This is a genomic window from Nostoc sp. DedQUE08 (assembly GCF_034530895.1).
In the GTDB taxonomy this organism is placed as follows: Bacteria; Cyanobacteriota; Cyanobacteriia; order Cyanobacteriales; family Nostocaceae; genus Nostoc.
In genome coordinates, this window is sequence record NZ_JAVRCD010000043.1 from 27,066 (window position 1) to 49,359 (window position 22,294).

Genomic DNA, 22,294 nt, shown 5'->3' on the forward strand with positions numbered 1-22,294 from the left:
TATTTTGAAAACTGTAGTCGCCAATTATGCGTTAGATAAGTTAAAGATTGAAATAGCTGGAAATTCACACCCAGCGTATCCTCATTTATCCTCTGGGACAGACTGGGCATTAAGTTCAGCGGATTTTCTCCCAAGCAGGCAGTTTATGTGAGGATTAAATCACCGCCCTAAGCGTGACCATTTATCTTGACAATTTGTAAAAGTTACCTCAATTTGACTGTTTAGCTTAGTAGCTCTTCTTTTTATTGAAATTTCCATGTCAACTCTCGTCATCGTCGAATCTCCAACCAAAGCTCGTACCATTCGCAACTACCTGCCAGCAGGCTATCGGGTGGAGGCCTCTATGGGTCATGTGCGTGACCTACCCCAGTCGGCTAGTGAAATTCCCGCTGCCGTCAAAGGGGAATCATGGGCACAGCTAGGGGTAAATGTGGACGCCGACTTTGAACCGGTATATGTTGTCCCGAAAGACAAAAAGAAAATTGTTACCCAGCTCAAAGATGCCCTTAAAGATGTAGATGAACTGATTCTGGCAACAGACGAAGACCGGGAAGGTGAAAGCATTAGTTGGCATTTATACCAACTACTGAAGCCGAAAGTTCCGACTAAGCGGATGGTGTTTCACGAAATTACCCAAGAGGCGATCAAAAAAGCTCTGAAAGATTGCCGCAATATCGATGAGCAGTTGGTTCGCGCCCAAGAAACGCGGCGGATTTTAGATCGGCTTGTCGGCTATACCCTGTCTCCCCTGCTATGGAAAAAAATCGCCTGGGGATTATCTGCTGGGCGGGTACAATCTGTAGCTGTGAGGCTTTTAGTTACTAGGGAACGCCAACGCCGCGCTTTCCATGAGGGTACATACTGGGATTTGAAAGCTAGTTTGTCAAAGGAAAAAACCCCCTTTGCTGCCCAGTTGGTAACACTGGGAGGAACCAAAATTGCTAACGGCAGCGATTTTGATGCCGCAACCGGACAAATTACCGCAGGTCGTAATGTCTTGTTGCTAAACGTTGAACAAGCGGTAGCCCTCAAGGAACGCCTAACTGGGAAAACCTGGAATGTTAACGACATCGAAGAACGCCCAGTGACGCGCAAACCGTCGCCACCGTTCACCACCTCGACACTGCAACAAGAATCTAACCGGAAACTGCGTCTCTCGGCTCGTGACACGATGCGGGTTGCTCAGAATTTGTACGAGCAAGGGTATATTACCTATATGCGGACAGATTCGGTGCATTTGTCAGATCAAGCGATCGCAGCTGCTCGCAGTTGTGTAGAAAAGCTCTACGGTCAACAATACCTCAGTCCCCAACCCCGGCAATACACCACCAAATCCAAAGGCGCACAAGAGGCGCACGAAGCAATTCGTCCAGCGGGTAGCACCTTCCGCACCCCCCAAGAAACTGGTTTGGGCGGTCGAGAACTTGCCGTTTACGATTTGATTTGGAAGCGGACTGTTGCTTGTCAAATGGCTGATTCCCGGCAAACTCAAATTACCGTGCAATTGCAAGTCGAGGATGCTGGATTCCGTTCTTCTGGCAAACGGATTGAATTTCCCGGATACTTACGTGCCTACGTTGAAGGTTCAGACGACCCAGAAGCAGCACTGGAAGACCAGGAAGTAATTTTACCAAATCTGAAAGTGGGCGATCGCCCCGATTGTACAGAACTGGAAGCCGTTGGACACGAAACCCAACCGCCAGCTAGATACACCGAAGCAACTTTAGTGAAAACCTTAGAAAGCGAAGGTATCGGTCGTCCCAGTACTTACGCCAGCATCATTGGCACCATCATCGACAAAGGTTATGCCCATTTAGTGAGTAACGCTCTTATTCCTACCTTCACCGCTTTTGCCGTCACCGACTTGCTGGAAAAACATTTCCCGGACGTTGTCGATCCCAGTTTTACCTCGAAGATGGAGCAAACCCTAGATGACATTGCCACAGGTGAAGCGAAATGGCTACCCTACTTGCAGCAATTCTATCTGGGAGACAAAGGACTGGAAACGCTGGTAAAAGAGCAGGAAAGTCAGATTGATGCCACCAAAGCTAGGACTGTAGAACTTGAAAATTTAGATGCCAAAGTCCGCATTGGAAAATATGGCCCCTACATTGAAGTCGAAAACGGTGAGGGGGTGATCACCGCCTCAATTCCCAAAGACTTGACACCAGCCGACCTCGACCCCAAACAGGTAGAAGTATTGCTGCGGCAAAAAATCACAGGCCCTGACCAGGTAGGTCGCCATCCCGAAACTGGCGAACCGATTTATGTGAAAATTGGTGCTTACGGGCCTTATGTGCAATTGGGTGACAAAACCGACGAAAACCCCAAACCGAAACAAGCCTCCCTACCCAAAGGTGTTACCCCAGAAACCGTTACCCTGGAAATGGCTGTTGGTCTATTGGCACTACCTCGGACATTAGGAGTTCATCCAGTTACTGGCGGCAAAATTCAAGCAAGTTTGGGACGCTTTGGCCCTTATGTGGTTCATGACCAGGGTAAGGAGGGGAAAGACTACCGCTCCCTGAAAGCTGCTGATAACGTATTGACAATTAACCTAGAACGTGCATTAGAACTATTATCCGAACCCAAAAAGGGGCGCAGTTCCACCAACAGCAAGTCAAAGGCAGCCTTACGCGAATTAGGTACGCATCCAGAAGATGGAGAAACAATTAACATCTACGATGGTCCCTATGGCCCTTACATCAAGCATGGCAAAACTAATGTCAGTATCCCAGAAGGTCAAACGGTAGAAGATGTAACCCTGGCGGCGGCGCTGAACTTGTTGGCAGCTAAGACATCGACCGGAAAATCGACTCGCAAAACGAGTAAATCAACGACTTCCAAATCTAAGTCAACTGCGAAATCATCAACAACCGCTGCAAAGAAAAAGGGTACAGAAAACTAGTGGTAAGTCAAACAATTTTGGATTTTAGATTTACGCTAGCGTAGCGTTAGCGACAAAGGCGTGTCTTTGAGATTTATTTCGCCCATAACGGGCAAGGCATGAATCTCAAAATTCTCTTAATCCAAAATCTAAAATCTAAAATTCCTACTCAATAGTCTATCTAAAGTCCGATTTTTAACTCTTGACCCTTGATATCCATCCTTGATAGGATACAGTTCATTAGGTTCAAGTGTGATACTCTAAAAAGTAAGGGAAAACACAACGCTAAATTTTAGAAGTGGCTTATGTCCCAAATGCGGGCCCAAATGCAAGATTGTGTATCAGCCCGATTGGAAGCCAGAGGTGCGAAAGTATGTTTTTTTCTGCGTACCTGTTAATCAAAAATTGAGGTAGTATCTCAGGAGCGATCGGTTCATGGACTATATAGAAAAGGTGCTGGAAAAGCTTAAGGAATTAGCTCGTAGGTTAATTGAAAGCCTATTAGGGCCAGAGGCTGAACCGGAACCGGAACTGATTCCGATTCCTGTGAACGATCGCTCGCGCCGTCGCCACTAACCCCACAGTGGTAAAGTCGGCGTCACAACCCTTAAGTATTCTGGCACTGCACGGGCCAAACTTAAATTTGCTAGGACAGCGAGAACCAGGAATTTATGGTTCGCTGACACTAGATGAAATTAACCGCCTGTTAGAAGAAGAAGCATTCAAATTACAGGCGAAAGTTTTTCCTTTGCAGTCAAATCATGAAGGAATTTTGGTAGATAGTATTCATGGCGCGTTAGGGCAACATCAGGGAATTCTGATTAATGCAGGAGCATACACCCATACAAGTGTGGCCTTGCGAGATGCGATCGCTGCTGTTAACTTGCCCACAGTGGAAGTACATCTGAGTAACATTTACCGTCGGGAAGAATTTCGCCATCATTCTTATATCGCTCCAGTTGCGATCGGGCAAATAAGTGGTTTTGGCGTTCAAAGTTACTTATTGGGCTTACAAGCTTTGATAGAACATTTAAGAGTTAGGAGTTAGGAGTTAGGAGTTAGGAGTTGGTAGTAAAGTTAGGAATTAGTAATATTTCATTAACTCCTCACTTTTAACTACATAATTTATGCGTTACTCTCCTATAAGTCGGTTTAAAGGAACTTTACTTGGGGCATTCCTGGGAGGAAGTTTAGCTCCTAGTGGTAAAGTACAGTTTGAGAGTTACCCAGATTTAGGCAGAGTAGCAATTCTGGGTATCCAGAGTTTGATTGCCTTGGGTAGATTAGATTTAGATGATTGGATAGAGCGTCAGCAAGAAGAATCTCCTCATTTAGTCCCAACTGATGACATCTCGATAAAAATAATTATTGCCACATTACCAGTAGCACTTTTTTTTCACGAAAATCCGATTAAGCTCCGACAAAACTTGCTGCGTGTGCTGAAAATCTGGGAGGATGACCCAGTAATCAGGGATGGAACACTAGCAGTAGGATATGCGATCGCTCTTGCCCTAACTGAAAAACTTGACCCTCTAACTCTTATCCCACAAACAATTTCTTTTATCGGAGAAACACCGACATCAATACCAAAAAAATTATTAAGAGTCCAGACTTTATTAGAGCAAGGGGCTGGATTATCAACAGCCCAAGCCGAGTTTGCTAAGGAAGAAAAACTCAGTAACAGTATTGCTATGGCATTTTACTGCTTTTTGAGTACCTTAGAAGACTTTCGCCTAACAGTTTTACAGGCTACTCACAATCACAATTATCAACTGCAAGGTGCTACGCTTCTAAATTCACAGGCTACAGGTGCAATTACTGGTGCTTTGTCGGGAGCATATAACGGGATAGGTGGAATTCCCGTAAATTGGCAATTGCTCTTGCAGAGGAATTCTCCAGTATGGGGATTAACTAGCTTTTCCCAAGTGTTAGAATTGACCGATGCATTTGTGGGGGTGTGGTCAGGAGTGTATAATCTTACCTTAAACCCAAAAGAGTTAACAGAGGAGGGATGTGAGGTGGCTTTGCTTTCAGTTTACGCAGCTCCTCGCGTTATTCGGTCGCGTTAATCTTAAATTAACCAGATAAGGGGTTAAAAGTAGGTAAACTTCCGCCACCGTGTATTAATCTCATATACTAGAATTTTTCAGTAAACCCTCGGACTGATTTTGTAGCTAGCTATTGTGGTAAATCAGCAATAAAAAAGCCCCCGCTACCAAGTTGCAGCCGCAGATCGAACTTTCCTGATGATTGTCTTTTTTGAGCTATCAAAGTCGGCAATTGCAGGTAGAGATAATGAAAATGCATCAATTTTTGCAGTTCTTGAACCAGCAATTGACTCACTGGCGGCGACAGTACAAAACACTACGCCGTAAAGGAAAGTTAATAAGAAGTCCCAAAGGTAAAACCCATAGAAGGGAACTTCTAAGGACTATGCTCAAGAATGTATTCCTATTTTTATCAAAAACCAATGAGAAAAGCGAACGCCGAAAACAAGAAAGAGCGCTAAGGTCAAAGGCAAAATCTGTCAAGATTAAGAGTAGTATTTGTACAGTCGGTTTAGATTGGGCATATAAACAGCGTTACTCGGTGATTTTGGCGATCGCTGTAGTGTCCCTTACAGGGATTATTGGTCATAAATTATACAATCAGACTCAACTCCAAGTAGGACATCCCGCGCCCCAAACGATTACAGCGCCTTACACAGCTAGCATCGAAGATCGGAAAAAAACTGAAGCCGAGCGCAAAGCCGTCAGCACAAGCTCCTTACAGGTGTTGATGCTTGATGCGCGAATCAACGAAAAAATTAACGAAAATTTGCAACAACTTCTAGATGATGGCAACGAAATTCGCGCTGTTGCTGGAGCTTTTCCTTTTTTCGATCCTGTAGTTTTATCCATTTCTAGCCAACGTTACCTCCGCTCTTGTCCTGACTTGGAATGGCAAGCACTGCTATCGGCTGTAGAAAATAGTAACAATCAGCAGAAGAAGGGAATCGGACAAACTACCGCTTCATCCAATCAGAAACGCCAGCCGCGCATCACATCCAAATCTGATTCCCAGAGTTCAAAAAAGACAGAGCCAGTAGATTTTTCTCAAAACACTGATTTTACTCAAGGAGTAGCAGAACTAGAATCTTACCGTCTCACAACTTCTGAGAAAAACTTGTCTTTACTAATTGGCAAAATTTCTCAAACACGCCAAAGATATACCCAAGCCACTGCCAAACTTCTACAGTTAGAGACTGTTGGTGCAGAAGCAGTATACGAGGAATCTCTACTTTTAGATTTGTCAGATGTGGAATGGGAAAAAACACAATGGGGAATCCATCAGAGTACAGAACGGATTCTCACCCAAGGGATTCCACAGGGACTACCAAAAAATATCTTACAGGATGCGGTGAGTTTACAATTACAGACCTTTGTACCAGAATCTGCTGAAACTTTGGCAAAGAATCTGTTGTTAGCTGTACTCAAGCCGAATCTGCAAAAAGATGAAGAACAAACTAGACAAAATGCTCAAAAGGCTGCGGCTGTTGTGCCACCTGTGATGGTGAAGGTACGGCATGGTGAGGTGATTGTCAAAAGAGGAGCGCAGATTACTGCATGGGACTTTGAGGTGCTGGAGCATTATCGCCTGATTCGCCGGGAGGTAAAGTGGCAGGAGTTGGTGAAGTTAGGAGGCATTATTGCGATCGCTATTGGTATTTTTGTCTGGGTAGAACGCCATATTGATTACGAATTGCGACAACGCGATCGCCTATTAGTATTATTGCTAACTCTAAGTGTGCCAGGAGTAATCGTCATCGGATTGCCCTATACCACCTGGAGCGCCCTTGGTTTATTGTTAGGAAGCTTTTACGGCCCCACCTTGGGGTTGACAGTTGTCGGCCTGCTGTGGCCGATATTAGGCATTAGTTTGGATATGAGCAAGGCTGCGCTTTTAGCTGGTGTCGGAGGAGGAATATTAGGTAGTTATATTGCCCACCGATTGCGATCGCGTGAAGAATTGGCATTATTAGGCGTTGCGATCGCCTTAACTCAAGGTGGCATTTACCTGTTTGTTAAAATCTTAATTGGTCAAATATTTGGTTCAACTTGGTATATTGTCTTCCAAGAAGCGGGATTATTTGCTTTATCCGGCTTAGGCTGGAGTGTTATCGCCTTGGGTTTGAGTCCTTATCTAGAAAAAGTTTTTGATTTAGTTACCCCAATTCGCCTAGCAGAACTGGCGAACCCTAACCGCCCTTTATTAAAACGACTTGCTACTGAAACTCCGGGAACTTTTCAACATACGCTGCTTGTAGCTACCCTTGCTGAAGCTGCTGCAAAAGAATTAGGATGCAATGTTGAACTAGTCAGGGCTGGTACATTATATCACGATATTGGCAAAATGCACGACCCTCTTGGCTTTATTGAAAATCAAATGGGGGGGCCGAATAAACACGATACAGAGATTAAAGATCCTTGGAAGAGTGCAGAAATTATCAAAAAGCACGTAAGTGAAGGGTTGGTAATGGCGCGTAAACACCTTTTACCTACGGCGATTCAAGCTTTTATTCCAGAGCATCAGGGAACGATGCTGATTGCTTATTTCCATCACCAAGCCCAGCAAATGGCTCAGTCAGATCCAAGTTTAACTGTAGACGACGCAGACTTTCGTTACGATGGCCCAATTCCCCAATCACGGGAAACCGGAATTGTCATGTTAGCAGATTCTTGCGAAGCAGCGCTGCGATCGCTGCAAGCATCGGCTAAATCTGGGGGAGAAAAGCGATCGGTTAAAGATGTCTCCACAGAACAAGCTTTAGCAATGCTCAATAATATCCTGCGTGCCAAGTGGCAAGACAATCAACTCGTAGATTCAGGACTAAAACGGGAAGAGATGTCACAAATTGCCCAGATATTTGTGGATGTTTGGCAGCAATTTCATCACAAACGCATTGCTTATCCTAAGTTGAAGACTAGTAGCGCTGCGCGGAATTCATAATTCGGATATAGCAAAGGTTTCGTTGATTTAGCTTGTATTTTTGATGTTCTGTTCTTGAAGTTTTGTGTTTTGAGCTAGTAGTTTGGTGTGCTGAACTCAGAATTTGGTGTTCCGAACTCGAAGTTTGGTGTTCTCAACTCGGAGTTTGGTGTGCTGAACTCGAAATTTGGTGTTCTCAAGTTAACTGTATAACTTGTCTATGGAGTAGCCGAAGTTAGCCGATCAAATGCTCGATAGTATTAGTTCATGCTAGGGGTAAGTTAGTAGCTTTCTTGCGTCAAGAAATCGCACAGCGTATCGAGCAAGGTAACTTAGAAGAATCAAAAGATGTTTTAGGATTGCTGCTAGTAGCTGTTGATGAAGACGGCAATAAGTTGAGCGAAGCACAGATAATCAACGAGGCACTATTATTACTATTTGCTGGACATGAGACGACAGCCTCTTTGCTGAGTTGGGTAATTTTTGAATTAGGTAATCATCCAGAATGGCGAGAGCAACTGCGTAAAGAACAATTAGCAGTTGTGGGAAATAATCCCCTTAACCTGTCCCATCTCAAACAACTTCCAGATTTAACCAACGTCCTCAAAGAAGCAGAAAGGCTGTATCCGCCAGTGTATGCCTATAATCGTGGCGTCCTTAAAGATATTGAGTATGCAGGTTATTGCATCCCTGCTGGTTGGTTTGTGACCATCTCACCGATGCTGACTCACCGTTTACCAGAACTGTACACCGAACCATGAAGAAGATGAACTATCTGCACACCTTGCGGTGATTGATAAAAATTGATTTTACTCTTTTATAAAATTTATTCCAATTTATATACTGAGCTAAAACCTCATCTCGATAAATAGATAACCTAGTATGTCAACCAAGTGCTACGCTACAGTTAGCAAGATTAAGAGGCAATTATGACTGCCCTGATTCTGAACCTTAGCCCCACCATTGAACTAACAGATGAGCAGTTCTTCCAACTGTGTCAGAATAATCGAGATTTGCGACTTGAGCGCACAGCAGAGGGAGAATTAATTATCATGCCACCAACTGGATGGGAAAGTGGAAATCGAAATAGTAGATTGACACAGCGCTTAGGTAATTGGGCTGACGCTGATGGCACAGGTTTAACTTTTGACTCTTCAACGGGTTTTAAACTCCCCAATGGTGCAAATCGCTCTCCAGATGCATCTTGGGTCAGCCGAGAGCGATTAGAAGCCCTGAATCCAGACCCCGACAAATTCCTACCACTCGCTCCAGATTTGGCGGTAGAATTACGCTCTGCTTCAGACAGCTTAAAGACAGTGCAAGAAAAAATGCAGGAATACATTGACAACGGTGTGCGTTTAGGATGGCTGATCGATTCGCAAAACCAACAGGTAGAAATTTACCGTCCAGGACAGGATATTGAGGTTTTGCAATCGCCTACTAGCTTATCAGGAGAGGATGTATTGCCTGGATTTGTGCTGGATTTGACGCAGATTTTGAGTTAAGCAATCGCTCAATTTCACTCATTTCAAAATCGGCAGAACTTGCAACTCTAATGTAATACAAATTTACAGACAAATTAATATTGACTTAAAACTAAAAACGCTGTTTGGAATAACCCAACAACAAAACCTAAAACACCACCTAAAGTTACAATCGCCTGCAATTCATTTTTGACAATTCCCTCAATTGCAGCTTCTAAATCAGCAGGTGAAGTTGATTTGACACGATCGACTATCACTTGATCTATTGACAAAATCGGAATTGCTTGCGACACAATTGCTTCTAAATCTTTTTCCAAATACTTCTCTAAAATTAGAGCTAATTCTTGACTCATGACTTCTAAAGAAGTACTGACAACTGGTGAAGTACTAACACGATTCAGCAAGACTACAGCAATATTTTCCCAATCAACAGAATCAGTTAATCCTTGTAAAAAATCGCTGCCACTATTTTGCAGGTAATGGCGGACACTTTCGCGGGTGGTTTTTCGGAGTTGACGAACCGTACCCATTGGCAAATTTTGTAATGATAAATTTTGCAGTAATTTCCGAATGCGATCGCGCATTTGCAAATCTTGAGTCAATTCCTGCAAGCGAGTATTAGCAACCTCTTTTTCATCCAAACAAAAAGTTCGTAACCGTGTAAGAGTATTACGTAAGCCAAACAAATTTGCTACTACCCAATAAGTTCCACTGGTTTTTTCGCGGAAGCCTTCATCGATAATTTGAATCGTGCGATCTGTCAAAAAATCAACTATCGTTTGGCGTAAAAGATCCGGCGGTAAAACTACTTGCAACAACCAATCAGCAAGCCGTGTAGCTTGTTCTTCACTCAGTTGAAATTCTAGCAATATCTGGTCAAAAATTTGATTGATCTGCGCTTCTAAAAAATCTTCACGCCGCGCTAAAACCTTAAGTAATCGTGGCAAAGATTCCCCTAGTAAATCCCGCAAAATTCCCGCTACAATTTTGGCACTTTTCTCGTTTTTATCTGTTTTGATTTGTTCAATTGCTAACCGCAACAACCAAAGAATTGCTGATTGCACGCGTTCTGTTTGCAACAAACGCCGCGCCAAATTTTGCAATTCTTGCGGTGTCAAAAGTGACCCCATGATTGTCTTAGAAATATTCAAAGCCAGACGTTCCTGGTTGCGGGGAATCAATCCAGGGGTGAAGGGTACTCTTCGTCCACCGATATAAATTGCTCGGTAAGGACGGAACAACATTTTGATGGCTATATCATTTGTGAAATAGCCAATAATTCCACCCAGTACCGGGGGAGACACATAAAGCCAAAGATGAGACCAGTCCAAGGGAAGAATTAAAAAAGTTAGGAATTTAAAGTTAGGAGTTAGGAGTTAACAGTAGAGACGCGATTAATCGCGTCTGTACAAGAGTTAAGAGTTAGGAATGATAAATTTTCAATGAGAATTTATCACTACTCATAATTCATAACTTTTAACTAATAACTCCTAACTTACTAAGCACTAGCACTCCCATCATACCGTTCGCAATGGGGTAGTGTGTGGCAACTGCAAAACCAACTTGATGAGCTAACTCTATTTGCTCTTTACCGATGGGAAAGCGATCTAAGCTGGGACTGATGTAAGCATATTCTTCTTTTAAGCCTAAATAATTGGCAACTGGTACCACAAAACCGTCTAGATACCACTGTTGAAAGGCGCGTAGCTGAGGATTACTCGGTCGATGAAAGTCTAAAATTGCGGCTTTAGCTCCCGGCTTCAAAACCCGGTATAACTCTTGGAGACTGCGGGGAATATCTTTAACATTTCTTAAACCATAGCCCATTGTTGCGGCATCAAATTGGTTGTCGTCAAAGGGTAAATTGAGGACATCAGCTTCTACCCAGCTGATAGCAGGTTGCGGGTACTGCGAATGTGAGCGTTCTTTAGCCTTTTCTAGCAGGTTTGGGGAAAAATCCACTCCATACACCTGTCCTGTTGCTCCGATACGCCGTGCCAAACGTAAAGCTAAATCACCACTACCGCAACACAAATCTAATGCAGTATCTCCTGGTTTAGCTGCACTCCATTTTACTGCCATTTCCTTCCAGATTCGATGCTGTCCCAGACTCAACCAATCGTTCAACTGGTCATAAACTGGAGCAATACGGTTAAAAATGGACTGAATTTCGTTAGTCATTGGTCAATAAGTCATTGGTCACTAGTCATTCGTCACTTGCCAAGGATAAAGGACAAATGACTAATGACAACTACACAATACCTTAATGAGAGTGACTACTAGTCAGAGCGATCGCCACCAGTTGCGCTGATAAATTAATTAGCACTAATTCATCTTCTCGCAAAGTGCAAGGTTGTTTCCACTGTAGCGACAATACACCTAAAAGTTGATTGCGGTAGCTAATTGGGATGACTAAGTGTGCTTGCACGCCGGTATTTTGGTAGTGAATCGCATCAACTAATTTAGTGTCTTTAAGTACATTTAAGGAAACTTGCATTTGTCCCGTGGCGATCGCTTCCCTGGTTAGTGGGTCAAGGGATAGCCAATTTTCTATTGTACCTGTATAGCTGTAAGTTCCTTGAGTTGCAATTAGAGTATTTCCATCTGTAAGTTGTAAAATACAGCCGTCTGCCCCAAAAGTTTCACTCACAGCCCTAGCAATGGGAGCGAGAGTTTCTTCTAAGCTAGAAGCGGCTTGAGTTACCTGTACCAAAACACTCAGCAACGCCATTTGAGCATGAGCGCGGCGTAATTCTTCTGTACGTTGCTTGAGCAAGTCGTAGGTTTCGGCTGCTCTTTGCACCACTGCCTTCAGTTCCCCTGGGTCCCAAGGCTTGGTGATATATTTGTAAACTTGTCCGGCATTAATTGCTTCTACCAAGTCTTCTATATCAGTAAATCCAGTGAGAATTATTCTTACTGTATCGGGAAACTGAGGTACAGTTTTGCTGAGAAATTCAGTCCCTTTCATTTCTGGCATCCGTTGATCGGAGATAATCACTGCTACCTCCCCTTCTGCTGCCAAAACTTGTAGAGCGTTCACCCCACTATCAGCTTTCAGAACATTAAAGTCACGTCGAAATGTGCGATAAAGTAAATCGAGATTATCTGGCTCATCGTCAACTACCAGTATTTTCAGCTTTTTTGGTCGTTCGAGAGTCATAACTTGAGATTGGACTTTATCAATTTCGAGATTGGGTTTATCCATAAGATTTTCCTTTAAATATTCACTCTCTTGTTATATTCCATACCAAGTTTAGTTGAGAATAGCCGAAAATCGCCAAGGGTTTATACGGAGTTATTTTGCATATTTGAGAACGCTAATAGTGAACGCTACAGAGGAAATTTATCTGCCCAAATATCTGAAAAAATGTTCCACTAGAAAAACTAACTAAATCAGCAAAACTATGGCAGTTTTGATCGTGGATGAGGTGTAGGTCTGGGTATAGATTAGAATAATACTTGCTCATGAGGTGTTAATTAACCTCTCAAGTTGAAGCTTGCACTCCGATTATGACTGATTTACCACCCAACACTCAGAATCCCGAAGATAATGCTACAAACGATGTAGCACAAGAGTTACTCCGAAAGCTGAGGCAAAAACAAGGCAACTGGGTGGAATGGGGAGCCGCGATCGCCTCGTTGCTAAAAATCGGTTACAACCCCCAAGAAATTTTTGAGGCGACTGGATTTGAGCCGATTCAACAAAACCAGGTGGTTGTTGGTTCTCAAGTTTACAATTCTTTGGAAAAGTTTGGAGTATCGCAAGAAACGCGATCGCACTATACTACACGTGGCAGCGATGTTTTATACGAGTTACGTTTACTTACTCAAGAAGAACGCGCCGCTGCTGCCGAACTGATTTTTGTCCATAATGTTGATGCTGATGAGGCACGGGATATAGCAAAAGCAATTAAAGAGTTCTCCTACTTCCGCACTTTGCCAGAAGGGTTTTCTGCTCATCCTGGAGATGCGGTTGCTCACCAAGTTTGGAAACTGGCACGCCAAAATGCAGATTTACAACAGCGATCGCGCCTAATTGCCAAAGGTTTGCGTTTTGCTCACACGCCAGGTGCAAGGCAAAAAATCGAACAACTACTGACTGATTTTACTACCGTTCCCCAGCGTCCAGCGCCAATTTTACCGTTTTACCGCCTGGAATTTGAAGAACAGTTACCCCGAATCTTGCCTGTAGTAGGAGAGTTGCCATTATCACGCCAAGATTTGCAAGCTGTGCCCATACTGACAGAAATTGAACCTTTTCGGATGGTAAAGTTTTCTGGAGAGCAAGCTTGGGTTCCCTTACCAGGTTGGCAAGTACTATTGGCGGCAGAAGATCCAGTGGTGATTTTAGCGAATAGCGATCGCTTCCCCATCCAAACCCAAACCCAAACAGGGCCAGTCGTAGTTGTGGTAGATCGTGCCCAACGAGAATGGGATGTCTCTAGCTACTTTGTCGTTGAAAATGGTGGTGAATTAGATTTTCAGTGGTTTGAAAATGAGCCAGAAATTCCTCTACTAGGACAAATTATTATCATTGTGCGTCCTAAGAAAATTCTGGATGAAGAATTAACTAAGGATTCCTGGCAGATTGACGAATAAATTTAATTTTAGACAGAACTAACTGCGTGATGTGAACTTGTTTTGACTGTCCAAACAGCGGATAGCAAATGGCGGCATTGGTTCAATTTTTTGTTTAGTCAATGCCCCATCTGCTTTAACTCTCTTAACATGAACTTGGCACTGGCTTGGCAATGCTTTGCCTAAACCCTTGATTTTTCGCTGACTTGTGTAATTCTATATCTTGAGTGATGATGACATCCCCTGAACAGTCACAAAGTAACGACTGTAACAGGAAAAACCCAAATTTTTTAAGCTGAAAGTGTATAAAGCACAAAAATTATTTGAATTTCGTAATAACTTTTAATAGAACGCACTGGATCAAGAATCTCAACAGATATATACCAATACGATTTGATTTTTGAAAAAATTTAAGTAATGTAGGGTAGCCATTTCTGTGGGCGGGTTTCCTACGCCAGTCCGCACAACGGGGGAAACCCCCGCAAGCGGCTGGCTCGACTTGAGCGGACTGGCATTGTGTTATCGCATAACGTAACGCAACGCTTACGAGCGTCGGGAACCTCCCTTCTGGTAACGCTACGCACAGTCGCTACCGCTACGCTAACACTAGTCGCCTACGGCGGGAACTGACTTTTCACGGTATCTGGAAAACCTCTCTCTAAATCTCTCTCCTAAAAGGAGAGAGACTTTGAATTTTCCCCCTTCCCGTGTCGGGAAGGGGGTTAGGGGGTTAGGTTTTTCGTGGCTTTTCCACATAACGTGAAAAGTAAGACGGCGGGAAACCCGCCTACAGCGCTGGATTCACCGCAACGCACTGGCTCCCCTACGGATATTTAAAAAATCAAATATGAGTTTTATATTATGAGAGCAAAATGCTTAATTTATTAAGCATTATTTTGGGATTTTAGCTTTTCCAGTATCTTCATATTTTATGACCACAATTATTGAGGAAAAAAAATTACTATTTTTTCGATTTAGTTTCATAACCAAACAAACGGAATGGATTTCCTGTTGACAGGAATGACTCAAGCATTATTCAACATAGCTATTACTCGTTTGTAGCTGAACAAGGAGTTTTCTGAAAATGTCTCTTACGAAACGTTGTTTGGCCGAATTTATCGGCACATTCTGGCTTGTTTTAGGTGGCTGTGGTAGTGCTGTTCTAGCCGCCGCCTACACAGAAGATGCTGCAAAAATCAGCGAGAATACTTCTTTTCCATTGGGTATTGGATTAGTAGGTGTATCCCTGGCATTTGGGCTTACTGTCCTCACAGGGGCTTATGCTTTTGGTCATATTTCTGGTGGTCATTTCAACCCAGCTGTTTCGTTTGGACTATGGGCAGGTAAGCGCTTTCCGGGGTCTGACTTACTACCTTACATCCTCTCTCAAGTGATCGGCGCAATTGTTGCTGGGGGGATTATTTACCTGATTGCTAGCGGCAAAACTGGATTTACGCTGACTGGCTTCAACCCACTGGCTACCAACGGCTATGGTACTCATTCTCCAGGTGGTTACACGCTGTTTGCTTGCCTGATTACTGAAGTTGTGATGACTTTCATGTTTCTGCTGATTATTCTGGGTGTGACTGATAGCCGTGCTCCTAAAGGATTTGCACCACTGGCAATTGGTTTTGGACTCACTTTAATTCACCTGATTAGTATTCCTGTAACCAATACTTCGGTTAATCCTGCCCGTAGTACTGGAGTTGCTCTATTTGCAGGTGTAGAACTCTTTTCGCAAATCTGGCTGTTCTGGATAGCTCCTATCTTGGGAGCTATTTTAGCAGGATGGTTGTACGTAGCTATCTTTAGTGAATCAACTGTGGAAGAACGGTAAACTCAAAGAACTAGTTTAACTTTCTTAACAATCCCCTAACTAAACAAATTAACTAAGTGTTATATGTTTAGTCAGGGGGTTGACATAATATTTAAGTATATATACACGCATTTGATCCAGATCGTTTACTAGAACAGTTAAAACAAGAACGGTGGAGTATTTTGTTAGTAATTTGAGATTAAGAATCACCGAAGATTATTCATATCTGCGGTTTGGGAATTAAATTCAATATCTATTTAAAATATATAATTTAAGATGTCCGACTCTAAATTTACTGCTCCTATTATTCAAGAATTACTCGACTCAGAATTGTCTGAGCGATCGCTCATTCCTTCTTTGGAAGAAAAGATTCTCACAATCCGCAACAGTCTCCGCCCTGGACAGCAGCAAATGGCTGATTGGCAATCTGGGCCTTTGGCGATTTCAGCCGTTCCTGGTGCAGGCAAATCTACTGGGATGGCGGCGGCGGCGGCGATCGCGATCGCCCGTCAATATGAGCGTTCATCCTCCCGCCGTCAGTTGGTAGTCGTTACTTTTACTCGCTCTGCTGCTGCCAATATTAAAGCGAAGATTCGTAAATTTTTAAGAGATGATTTATCTCTACCTCAGACAGGATTTTTTGTCTATACCCTACACGGTCTAGCGTTGAACATTGCCAACCGCCATTCTGATTTGTCGGGTTTGCAGTTAGAAAATGTCATATTAATTACACCAACCCAAAGTCACCGCTTTATCAGAACTGCTGTAGAACAATGGATTATAAATAATCCAGATGTATATTTGCGGTTATTGGAAGGTCATCAATTTGATGGAGAAGAGACAGAAAGGTTGCGTCGTCAATCGGTGCTGCGAACAGAAGTATTACCAGAATTGGCTAATACAGTCATTCATGAAGCAAAAAGTTCTGGGATATCGCCAGAATTGTTGCGGGAGTGGAGTAAGCAAACCACAGATGAATATGCAATTTTGAGTGTAGCGGCGGGATTGTACGAGCAATATCAAAACTTGATGCGATCGCGTGATTTTATCGATTATGACGATATGATTTTAGCCGCACTGCGCGTTTTAGAAAATGACAGTGCCCGTCACATCGAGCAAAACCAAATATTCGCCGTCTTTGAAGACGAAGCTCAAGATTCTAGCCCTCTTCAGACGCAGTTATTAGAAATTTTAGCGAGTAATCGAGAATATGAGGGGATGAATACAGACGCGATCGATCGCGTCTCTACGTACTCCCCACTCAATTTAGTCAGAGTTGGCGACCCTAACCAGGCGATTAACTCTACCTTTACTCCAGCCGATCCGATTTATTTCCGGCAATTTTGCGAAGAGTGCGATCGCATCCAACGATTGGCAACGATGGATCGAGCTGGTCGCAGTACTAGAATTATCATTGAAGCCGCTAACTTTGCCCTCAAATGGATCAATAATCAGTGGTTAGCAACAACCAAAACCAACAACAAACAACAGATTGCTGACAACCGACAAGTACCATTTCGCTTACAGACAATTCGCCCTGTGGAAGCTGGCGATCCGCAAGCTAACGCTAACCCCGCACCCGTAGGACAAGGATTAGAACTTTATACACCGCGCGATATTCATCACACCGTTGAATTGTTATCTCAAAGAGTAATTGAGTTATTTGGTGAAGATCCAACAAAAAATAGTGCTGCGATTTTAGTCCGAGAAAATCGTCAAGGACGCTGGTTAGCAGAAGCTTTGACACCTTTGTGCAAAGAGCATAAAATTACACTTTACGATGTGGGAGAACGCGATCGCCGTTCCCATGTTCCTCAAGAGATTTTGGCATTATTGCAATTTTGCGATCGCCCCCACTCCCCCGATTACCTCAAAGCTGCCCTAGAAGCATTAGTACAGCGCCAATTAATTCCTACCCAAGACCTCAACGCCCTTGCTAGTCTGCCAGAAGAGTTTTTGTATCCTGGCCCCCTAGCACCACCCCAGCCAGAAACAGTACAAAAAGCTGCTCGCATGTGTCGCAGCTTACTCCGCGCTCGTTTAGAATTGCCTCTTTACCAGCTAATTTCCTTTCTCGCCCTGACTTTAAATTATGACCAAGCAGAATTGGCAACTGCTGATAAACTTGCAGAACGGGTAAACCAGCAGATAGCTGGCAATAGTTCGATGGGAGGAATGCTGTCAGCTTTAAGTGAAATTGTTAGTTCCGAACGGTTTGAACCAGTGGAAACCGAGGATTCGGAAGAACGTTATACCCGTCGCGGTCAACTGACAATTATCACTATGCACAAAGCTAAAGGGCTAGATTGGGACTATGTATTTCTTCCCTTTCTCCACGAAAACTTGATTCCTGGCAGATTTTGGGTTCCTCCCCAAAGCCAATTTTTAGGCGATTTTACCTTATCAGAAGTAGCTCGCGCCCAAATTCGCGCTACTCTCCACGAAGAATCTATCATACCGGATGTTAGTCAAGCATGGGAGGTGGCAAAGAATTTGAAAACATCTGAAGAGTATCGTTTACTCTATGTTGCCATGACACGAGCAAAGCTTCTGCTATGGATGTCTGCGGCGCAGAAAGCCCCCTTTACTTGGAGTAAACCAGACAATTTACAAGAACAAGCGCCTTGTCCGGTGTTTCCAGCATTAAAACGCCAATTTCCTGAATGTATGGTGAATTTAGCGGTAATGAGTAAATAAGTATAAAGGATGGGGCATGGGGCATGGGGCATTGGGCATTGGGCATTGGTTATTAATTATTCTCCCCTGCTTCCCTGCTCCCCCACTCCTTATAAAGAAACTGAATTAAGAGTGCAACGTCAAACAAATTATGATTGCAATTGCAATATTATCTGTTCAATTTTTAACAATCAATACATAATATATGAAATCCATCATCCAAGCATCTGCCGTAATTAAAAGTACCTTCCAGTCACCCAGAGGAATTTTCTTGACGCTGGTGTTGACAAGCTTGCTATCTTGTGGATTTGGACTGATTGAAAACACTTCTGCTGGTGCTATTCCTTACCAAGACAACACTCAAGTATCCCAATCCCAAGCAAACGAGTTGCCGAAAACGATCGCTAATAAAATTTTAAAAGATGCATCCTTCCGTTCCGGTGTACGTAAACGCGAATTAGAGATTACCCAAGTCACATCGAAAACCTTTGGTAATCCCTGTGAGTTCAAATTTGGAGAAGTTTGTACTAGGGAATACAACCCCATTGAAGGCTGGGAAGTAGTTGTCAAAGTCCGCCAAGATTCGTGGACTTACCATGTAGATAAATCTGGAAAGCAAAGAATTTTAGATCCGAAAGTGAGTACTTCACAAACATTGCCGAAGGCGATCGCAGATGCAATTTTGAGCGATGCCTCAAACCGTTCTGGGGTGGAAATTACTGATTTAAAAATTACTCAAACTACACCAAAAACCTTTGGAAATCTCTGTCAATTCAACTTTGGCGAAGTCTGCACCCAGCAGTACGACCCCGTAGAAGGTTGGGAAGTGATTGTCAAGGTTAAAGAGCAATCTTGGATTTACCATGTGAATAAATCCACTTCGCAAATAATTTTAGATCCCAAAGCCAACGCTACTGAAAAAAGCTAAATAATCAATGGCTTTGGTTTTTTCCCATATCCTCATTCCGTGCTTTGACCATCACAGCACGGATATAGTCATTTTTACCATTCGTATAAGCTTCGCGATCGCTCCGAAAACTTGCCGCCAAGTCGCGTTTTAGAACTTCGTAGCGTTTCGCCTCTTCAGGATGCTTTCTCAAATAGTCGCAAAATAGCTTGCGCTCCCAAAATTCGCTGTCAATCTCGACTATGTGAACATGATGAGTACGTTGCTTTCCGTATGGTGGCATTCCTTTAACAAAAAACATCTGTCCAGGACGCGGGTTTTCACGCCAATAAACGTATCCCAAGGATTCTAAAGCCAAAATAGCAGATTTTGCATTTACCAAGGAACGCACTCCCACCAGAATGTCAATAACTGGTTTGGCTGCCATTCCTGGTACTGCGGTACTACCAATATGTTCAATTTCTACAACTAAGTCATTGCCTAGTGCCTGCCAAATCCGCTCGGCTTCTTCTGTAAACAAAGTCGCCCAACGTGGGTCATATTCAACTATATTGACCTCATCCATAAGTGAAGCTAAGTTTGTCTACAGCGATCGCTGTTGGCTAAATCCTTTATTTAATTGCAGTTATAGCAATTTTAATAGTATATAATAATGGATCGTGTCGAATCAAAGCTAGACCATGCCTAAACTAAAGACTCGTAAAGCTGCGGCAAAGCGATTCCGTGCCACCGGTACCGGCAAAATCGTCCGTCGTAAAGCGTTCAAAAGCCACCTTTTAGAACACAAATCTTCTGATAAAAAGCGTAGTATGCGTCAGAGTGCGCTTGTACACGAACGCGATGAACTTAACGTGCGCTTGATGCTCCCATATTTGTAAGTATTTTAGGAAATAAATTATGACTCGGGTAAAACGCGGTAATGTAGCTCGCAAACGCCGCAATAAAATTCTCAAACTAGCTAAAGGTTTTCGCGGTTCCCATTCAACTCTGTTTAGAACTGCCAACCAACAAGTGATGAAGGCGCTACGGAGTGCCTACCGCGATCGCAAAAAGAAAAAGCGCGATTTTCGTCGCCTTTGGATCACCCGCATCAATGCTGCTTCCAGGCAACACGGCTTGAGTTACAGCCAGTTTATTGGTAACTTGAAAAAAGCTGATATCCAACTAAATCGCAAGATGTTGGCGCAATTGGCAGTCCTCGATCCAGCTAGTTTCGGCAAAGTTGCTGAATTGGCACTTCAAGCTAAAGGATAAAGGTGGTGAGGGATGTATAACAGATGTAACAGACGGCAAACAATTACTCGGTTACATCTGGTATTATCCGCCACTATATTTTGGATTTTTTGCTTTTCTTTAGTAGGGACGGGATTAACTGCATCTGCTGCCCAAATGTCAGAAATTCAGCAACGGGGCTATTTAAATGTTGCCGTGAAAGATAACTTGCGTCCCTTGGGATTTAAAGATGACAACGGGAATTTGCAAGGTTTAGAAATTGACTTGGCCAAGCGTTTGGCAGTTGACTTGGTTGGTAAAGCCGAAGCTGTAAAATTTCAACCTGTAGCGAATCGCGATCGCCTTTCTGTAGTCTTAGACAAGAAAGTTGATTTTGCGATCGCTAGAGTCACAGCAACCGAGTCACGTGCCCGCATAGTTAGTTTCAGTGTTCCCTACTATTTGGATGGCACTGTATTAGTTACAAAAGATCCCTCTGTGCAGCAGTTGAGCGATCTATCAAAACAAAAAATTGCCGTACTCAATAACTCCAGTACCATTGCTAAAGTGCGGTACTATCTACCAAACGCCGAGTTAGTAGGAGTGGATTCCTATAAAGAAGCGCGAGAGCAAATAGAAAATAATGCCGCAATAGCCTTTGCCGCAGATGCTAGTGTTCTAAGCGGTTGGGTGCAACAATATCCTCAATATCGGTTACTGCCAACTAAGTTATCAACTGAACCCTTATCTATAGTCATGCCCAAGGGATTGCAGTACGATGAGTTTAGACGAAATGTGAATCAAGCGATCGCTCGTTATTTAGAAAAAGGTTGGCTCCAGCAACGGTCTCAATATTGGGGTTTACCGTAAATTGGTCATTTGTCATTGGTCATTGGTCATTAGTCATAAACGAATAATAAATGACAAAGGACAAATGACAAATGACAAATAACAAACTTTATAATATTTGTATTTGCAGTAATGGATAACAGTCTAGCCGTTGTTTATCTCTCAATTTTGGTGGTGATACTCACAATTGCAGCCGTGAGTGTTTTTCGCCAGATTTTCAAAACTCGCAAGGTTGAAGGCTCTTTTGCCAGGTTGCGAAAGAAGTTAGAGAAAGAAAAGGGTACGACTCAAGAATATTATGAGTTAGCCAGTATTTATTCAGAAAAAAAAATGTATTCTCCAGCGATCGCGCTATTTCAAAAAGCTCTCAAAGCAGCTGAAGAAGACGGAGAAGAAAATATCGCCCCCATCTACAACGGGCTGGGCTATGTTTATTTTACCCAAGAGCAATATGACTTAGCAATTCGTCAGTACAAAGAAGCTCTCAAATCTAAACCAGACTACGTAACAGGATTCAATAATCTCGGTCACGCTTATGAGAAGAAAAAATTAACTACTCAGGCGTTACAAGCTTACGAAGAAGCACTTAAATTAGCTCCAAATAACTCTATTGCTAAACGTCGTGCTGAATCTTTACGCCGTTTAGTTTCGGCGTAAGATAATGTCCAGGTAATTAAGCATAATACCCAAAACCCCACCCTGCCAAAGCTGTGCTTTAGCTCCCCTCCCCACAAGCCTACGGTGTACACATAAGTCTGAAATAGCTGAGTAACCAAGGTTTTACCCCACCCTAACCCTCCCCTTATAAAGGGGAGCCACTGCGTTGGGCGGGCAATGCCCGACTTGAAGCACGTGGCGTGAGGGAACTAGATTTCTTTCTTGTTTCCCCCCAATACATCGGGGGGATTAAGGGG

General features: G+C 43.2%; 19 protein-coding genes. 15 read left to right on the top strand and 4 right to left on the bottom strand.

Translation table 11 applies throughout. The features are described 5' to 3' along the window. Positions 1-256: 256 nt before the first annotated feature. From topA to RMY64_RS24930, 7 genes are all read left to right on the top strand, one after another. Positions 257-2,908 carry a type I DNA topoisomerase gene (topA, locus tag RMY64_RS24900; RefSeq protein WP_322687928.1) on the top strand — a complete coding sequence of 884 codons (2,652 nt, stop codon included), beginning with the start codon at positions 257-259 and terminating at the stop codon, positions 2,906-2,908. A gap of 414 nt (positions 2,909-3,322) precedes the next feature. Then, entirely contained in the window at positions 3,323-3,463 is a 141-nt protein-coding gene (locus tag RMY64_RS24905; protein ID WP_012410890.1) for a hypothetical protein, read from the top strand. 7 nt (positions 3,464-3,470) lie between these two features. After that, complete coding sequence (aroQ, locus tag RMY64_RS24910; protein WP_322701409.1) at positions 3,471-3,935, top strand: type II 3-dehydroquinate dehydratase; 465 nt, start codon at positions 3,471-3,473, stop codon at positions 3,933-3,935. A 79-nt stretch (positions 3,936-4,014) separates the two neighbouring features. Further along, positions 4,015-4,956, top strand: coding sequence for an ADP-ribosylglycohydrolase family protein (locus RMY64_RS24915; protein ID WP_322672892.1), 942 nt, complete (start codon positions 4,015-4,017; stop codon positions 4,954-4,956). A 226-nt stretch (positions 4,957-5,182) separates the two neighbouring features. Then, entirely contained in the window at positions 5,183-7,876 is a 2,694-nt protein-coding gene (locus RMY64_RS24920; RefSeq protein ID WP_322684982.1) for an HD family phosphohydrolase, read from the top strand. Between the two features lie 233 nt (positions 7,877-8,109). Next, positions 8,110-8,616, top strand: a complete 507-nt coding sequence (locus RMY64_RS24925; protein ID WP_322701421.1) for a cytochrome P450 — start codon at positions 8,110-8,112, stop codon at positions 8,614-8,616. A gap of 168 nt (positions 8,617-8,784) precedes the next feature. Beyond that, complete coding sequence (locus tag RMY64_RS24930) at positions 8,785-9,360, top strand: Uma2 family endonuclease (protein ID WP_322684985.1); 576 nt, start codon at positions 8,785-8,787, stop codon at positions 9,358-9,360. 74 nt (positions 9,361-9,434) lie between these two features. On the opposite strand, the gene RMY64_RS24935 is transcribed toward RMY64_RS24930, so the two are convergent. From RMY64_RS24935 to RMY64_RS24945, 3 genes are all read right to left on the bottom strand, one after another. Further along, entirely contained in the window at positions 9,435-10,670 is a 1,236-nt protein-coding gene (locus tag RMY64_RS24935; RefSeq protein WP_322672888.1) for a DUF445 domain-containing protein, read from the bottom strand. Between the two features lie 145 nt (positions 10,671-10,815). Further along, positions 10,816-11,520, bottom strand: coding sequence for a bifunctional demethylmenaquinone methyltransferase/2-methoxy-6-polyprenyl-1,4-benzoquinol methylase UbiE (gene ubiE / locus RMY64_RS24940; protein ID WP_322672887.1), 705 nt, complete (start codon positions 11,518-11,520; stop codon positions 10,816-10,818). An 82-nt stretch (positions 11,521-11,602) separates the two neighbouring features. Further along, the gene (locus RMY64_RS24945) at positions 11,603-12,547 is read right to left on the bottom strand and encodes a response regulator (protein WP_322672886.1); all 945 of its coding nucleotides are present in this window, start codon (positions 12,545-12,547) and stop codon (positions 11,603-11,605) included. A 305-nt stretch (positions 12,548-12,852) separates the two neighbouring features. On the opposite strand from RMY64_RS24945, the gene RMY64_RS24950 reads away from it, so the two are divergent. From RMY64_RS24950 to RMY64_RS24965, 4 genes are all read left to right on the top strand, one after another. Further along, complete coding sequence (locus RMY64_RS24950) at positions 12,853-13,941, top strand: RuBisCO accumulation factor 1 (protein WP_322701410.1); 1,089 nt, start codon at positions 12,853-12,855, stop codon at positions 13,939-13,941. 1,063 nt (positions 13,942-15,004) lie between these two features. Next, positions 15,005-15,757 carry an aquaporin Z gene (gene aqpZ, locus RMY64_RS24955; RefSeq protein ID WP_322684987.1) on the top strand — a complete coding sequence of 251 codons (753 nt, stop codon included), beginning with the start codon at positions 15,005-15,007 and terminating at the stop codon, positions 15,755-15,757. A gap of 255 nt (positions 15,758-16,012) precedes the next feature. Further along, a complete protein-coding gene (locus RMY64_RS24960) occupies positions 16,013-18,433 on the top strand; it encodes an ATP-dependent helicase (protein WP_322701411.1) in 2,421 nt (806 codons plus the stop codon). 184 nt (positions 18,434-18,617) lie between these two features. Continuing rightward, positions 18,618-19,340: a hypothetical protein gene (locus tag RMY64_RS24965; RefSeq protein WP_322701412.1), complete on the top strand. Its 723-nt coding sequence runs from the start codon at positions 18,618-18,620 to the stop codon at positions 19,338-19,340. A 4-nt stretch (positions 19,341-19,344) separates the two neighbouring features. Here the strand turns inward: RMY64_RS24965 and RMY64_RS24970 are convergent, their stop codons facing one another. Continuing rightward, positions 19,345-19,884, bottom strand: a complete 540-nt coding sequence (locus RMY64_RS24970; protein WP_322701413.1) for a GrpB family protein — start codon at positions 19,882-19,884, stop codon at positions 19,345-19,347. A gap of 115 nt (positions 19,885-19,999) precedes the next feature. Here RMY64_RS24970 and rpmI point away from each other — a divergent pair, with 115 nt between their 5' ends. The 4 genes from rpmI to RMY64_RS24990 all read left to right on the top strand — a co-directional run bounded on the left by rpmI (position 20,000) and on the right by RMY64_RS24990 (position 22,037). Then, positions 20,000-20,197: a 50S ribosomal protein L35 gene (rpmI, locus tag RMY64_RS24975; protein ID WP_109007939.1), complete on the top strand. Its 198-nt coding sequence runs from the start codon at positions 20,000-20,002 to the stop codon at positions 20,195-20,197. A gap of 19 nt (positions 20,198-20,216) precedes the next feature. Then, complete coding sequence (rplT, locus tag RMY64_RS24980; protein ID WP_322672880.1) at positions 20,217-20,573, top strand: 50S ribosomal protein L20; 357 nt, start codon at positions 20,217-20,219, stop codon at positions 20,571-20,573. Between the two features lie 12 nt (positions 20,574-20,585). Further along, the gene (locus RMY64_RS24985) at positions 20,586-21,401 is read left to right on the top strand and encodes a transporter substrate-binding domain-containing protein (protein WP_322701414.1); all 816 of its coding nucleotides are present in this window, start codon (positions 20,586-20,588) and stop codon (positions 21,399-21,401) included. A gap of 111 nt (positions 21,402-21,512) precedes the next feature. Next, positions 21,513-22,037: a tetratricopeptide repeat protein gene (locus tag RMY64_RS24990; RefSeq protein WP_322672878.1), complete on the top strand. Its 525-nt coding sequence runs from the start codon at positions 21,513-21,515 to the stop codon at positions 22,035-22,037. Positions 22,038-22,294: the final 257 nt, after the last annotated feature.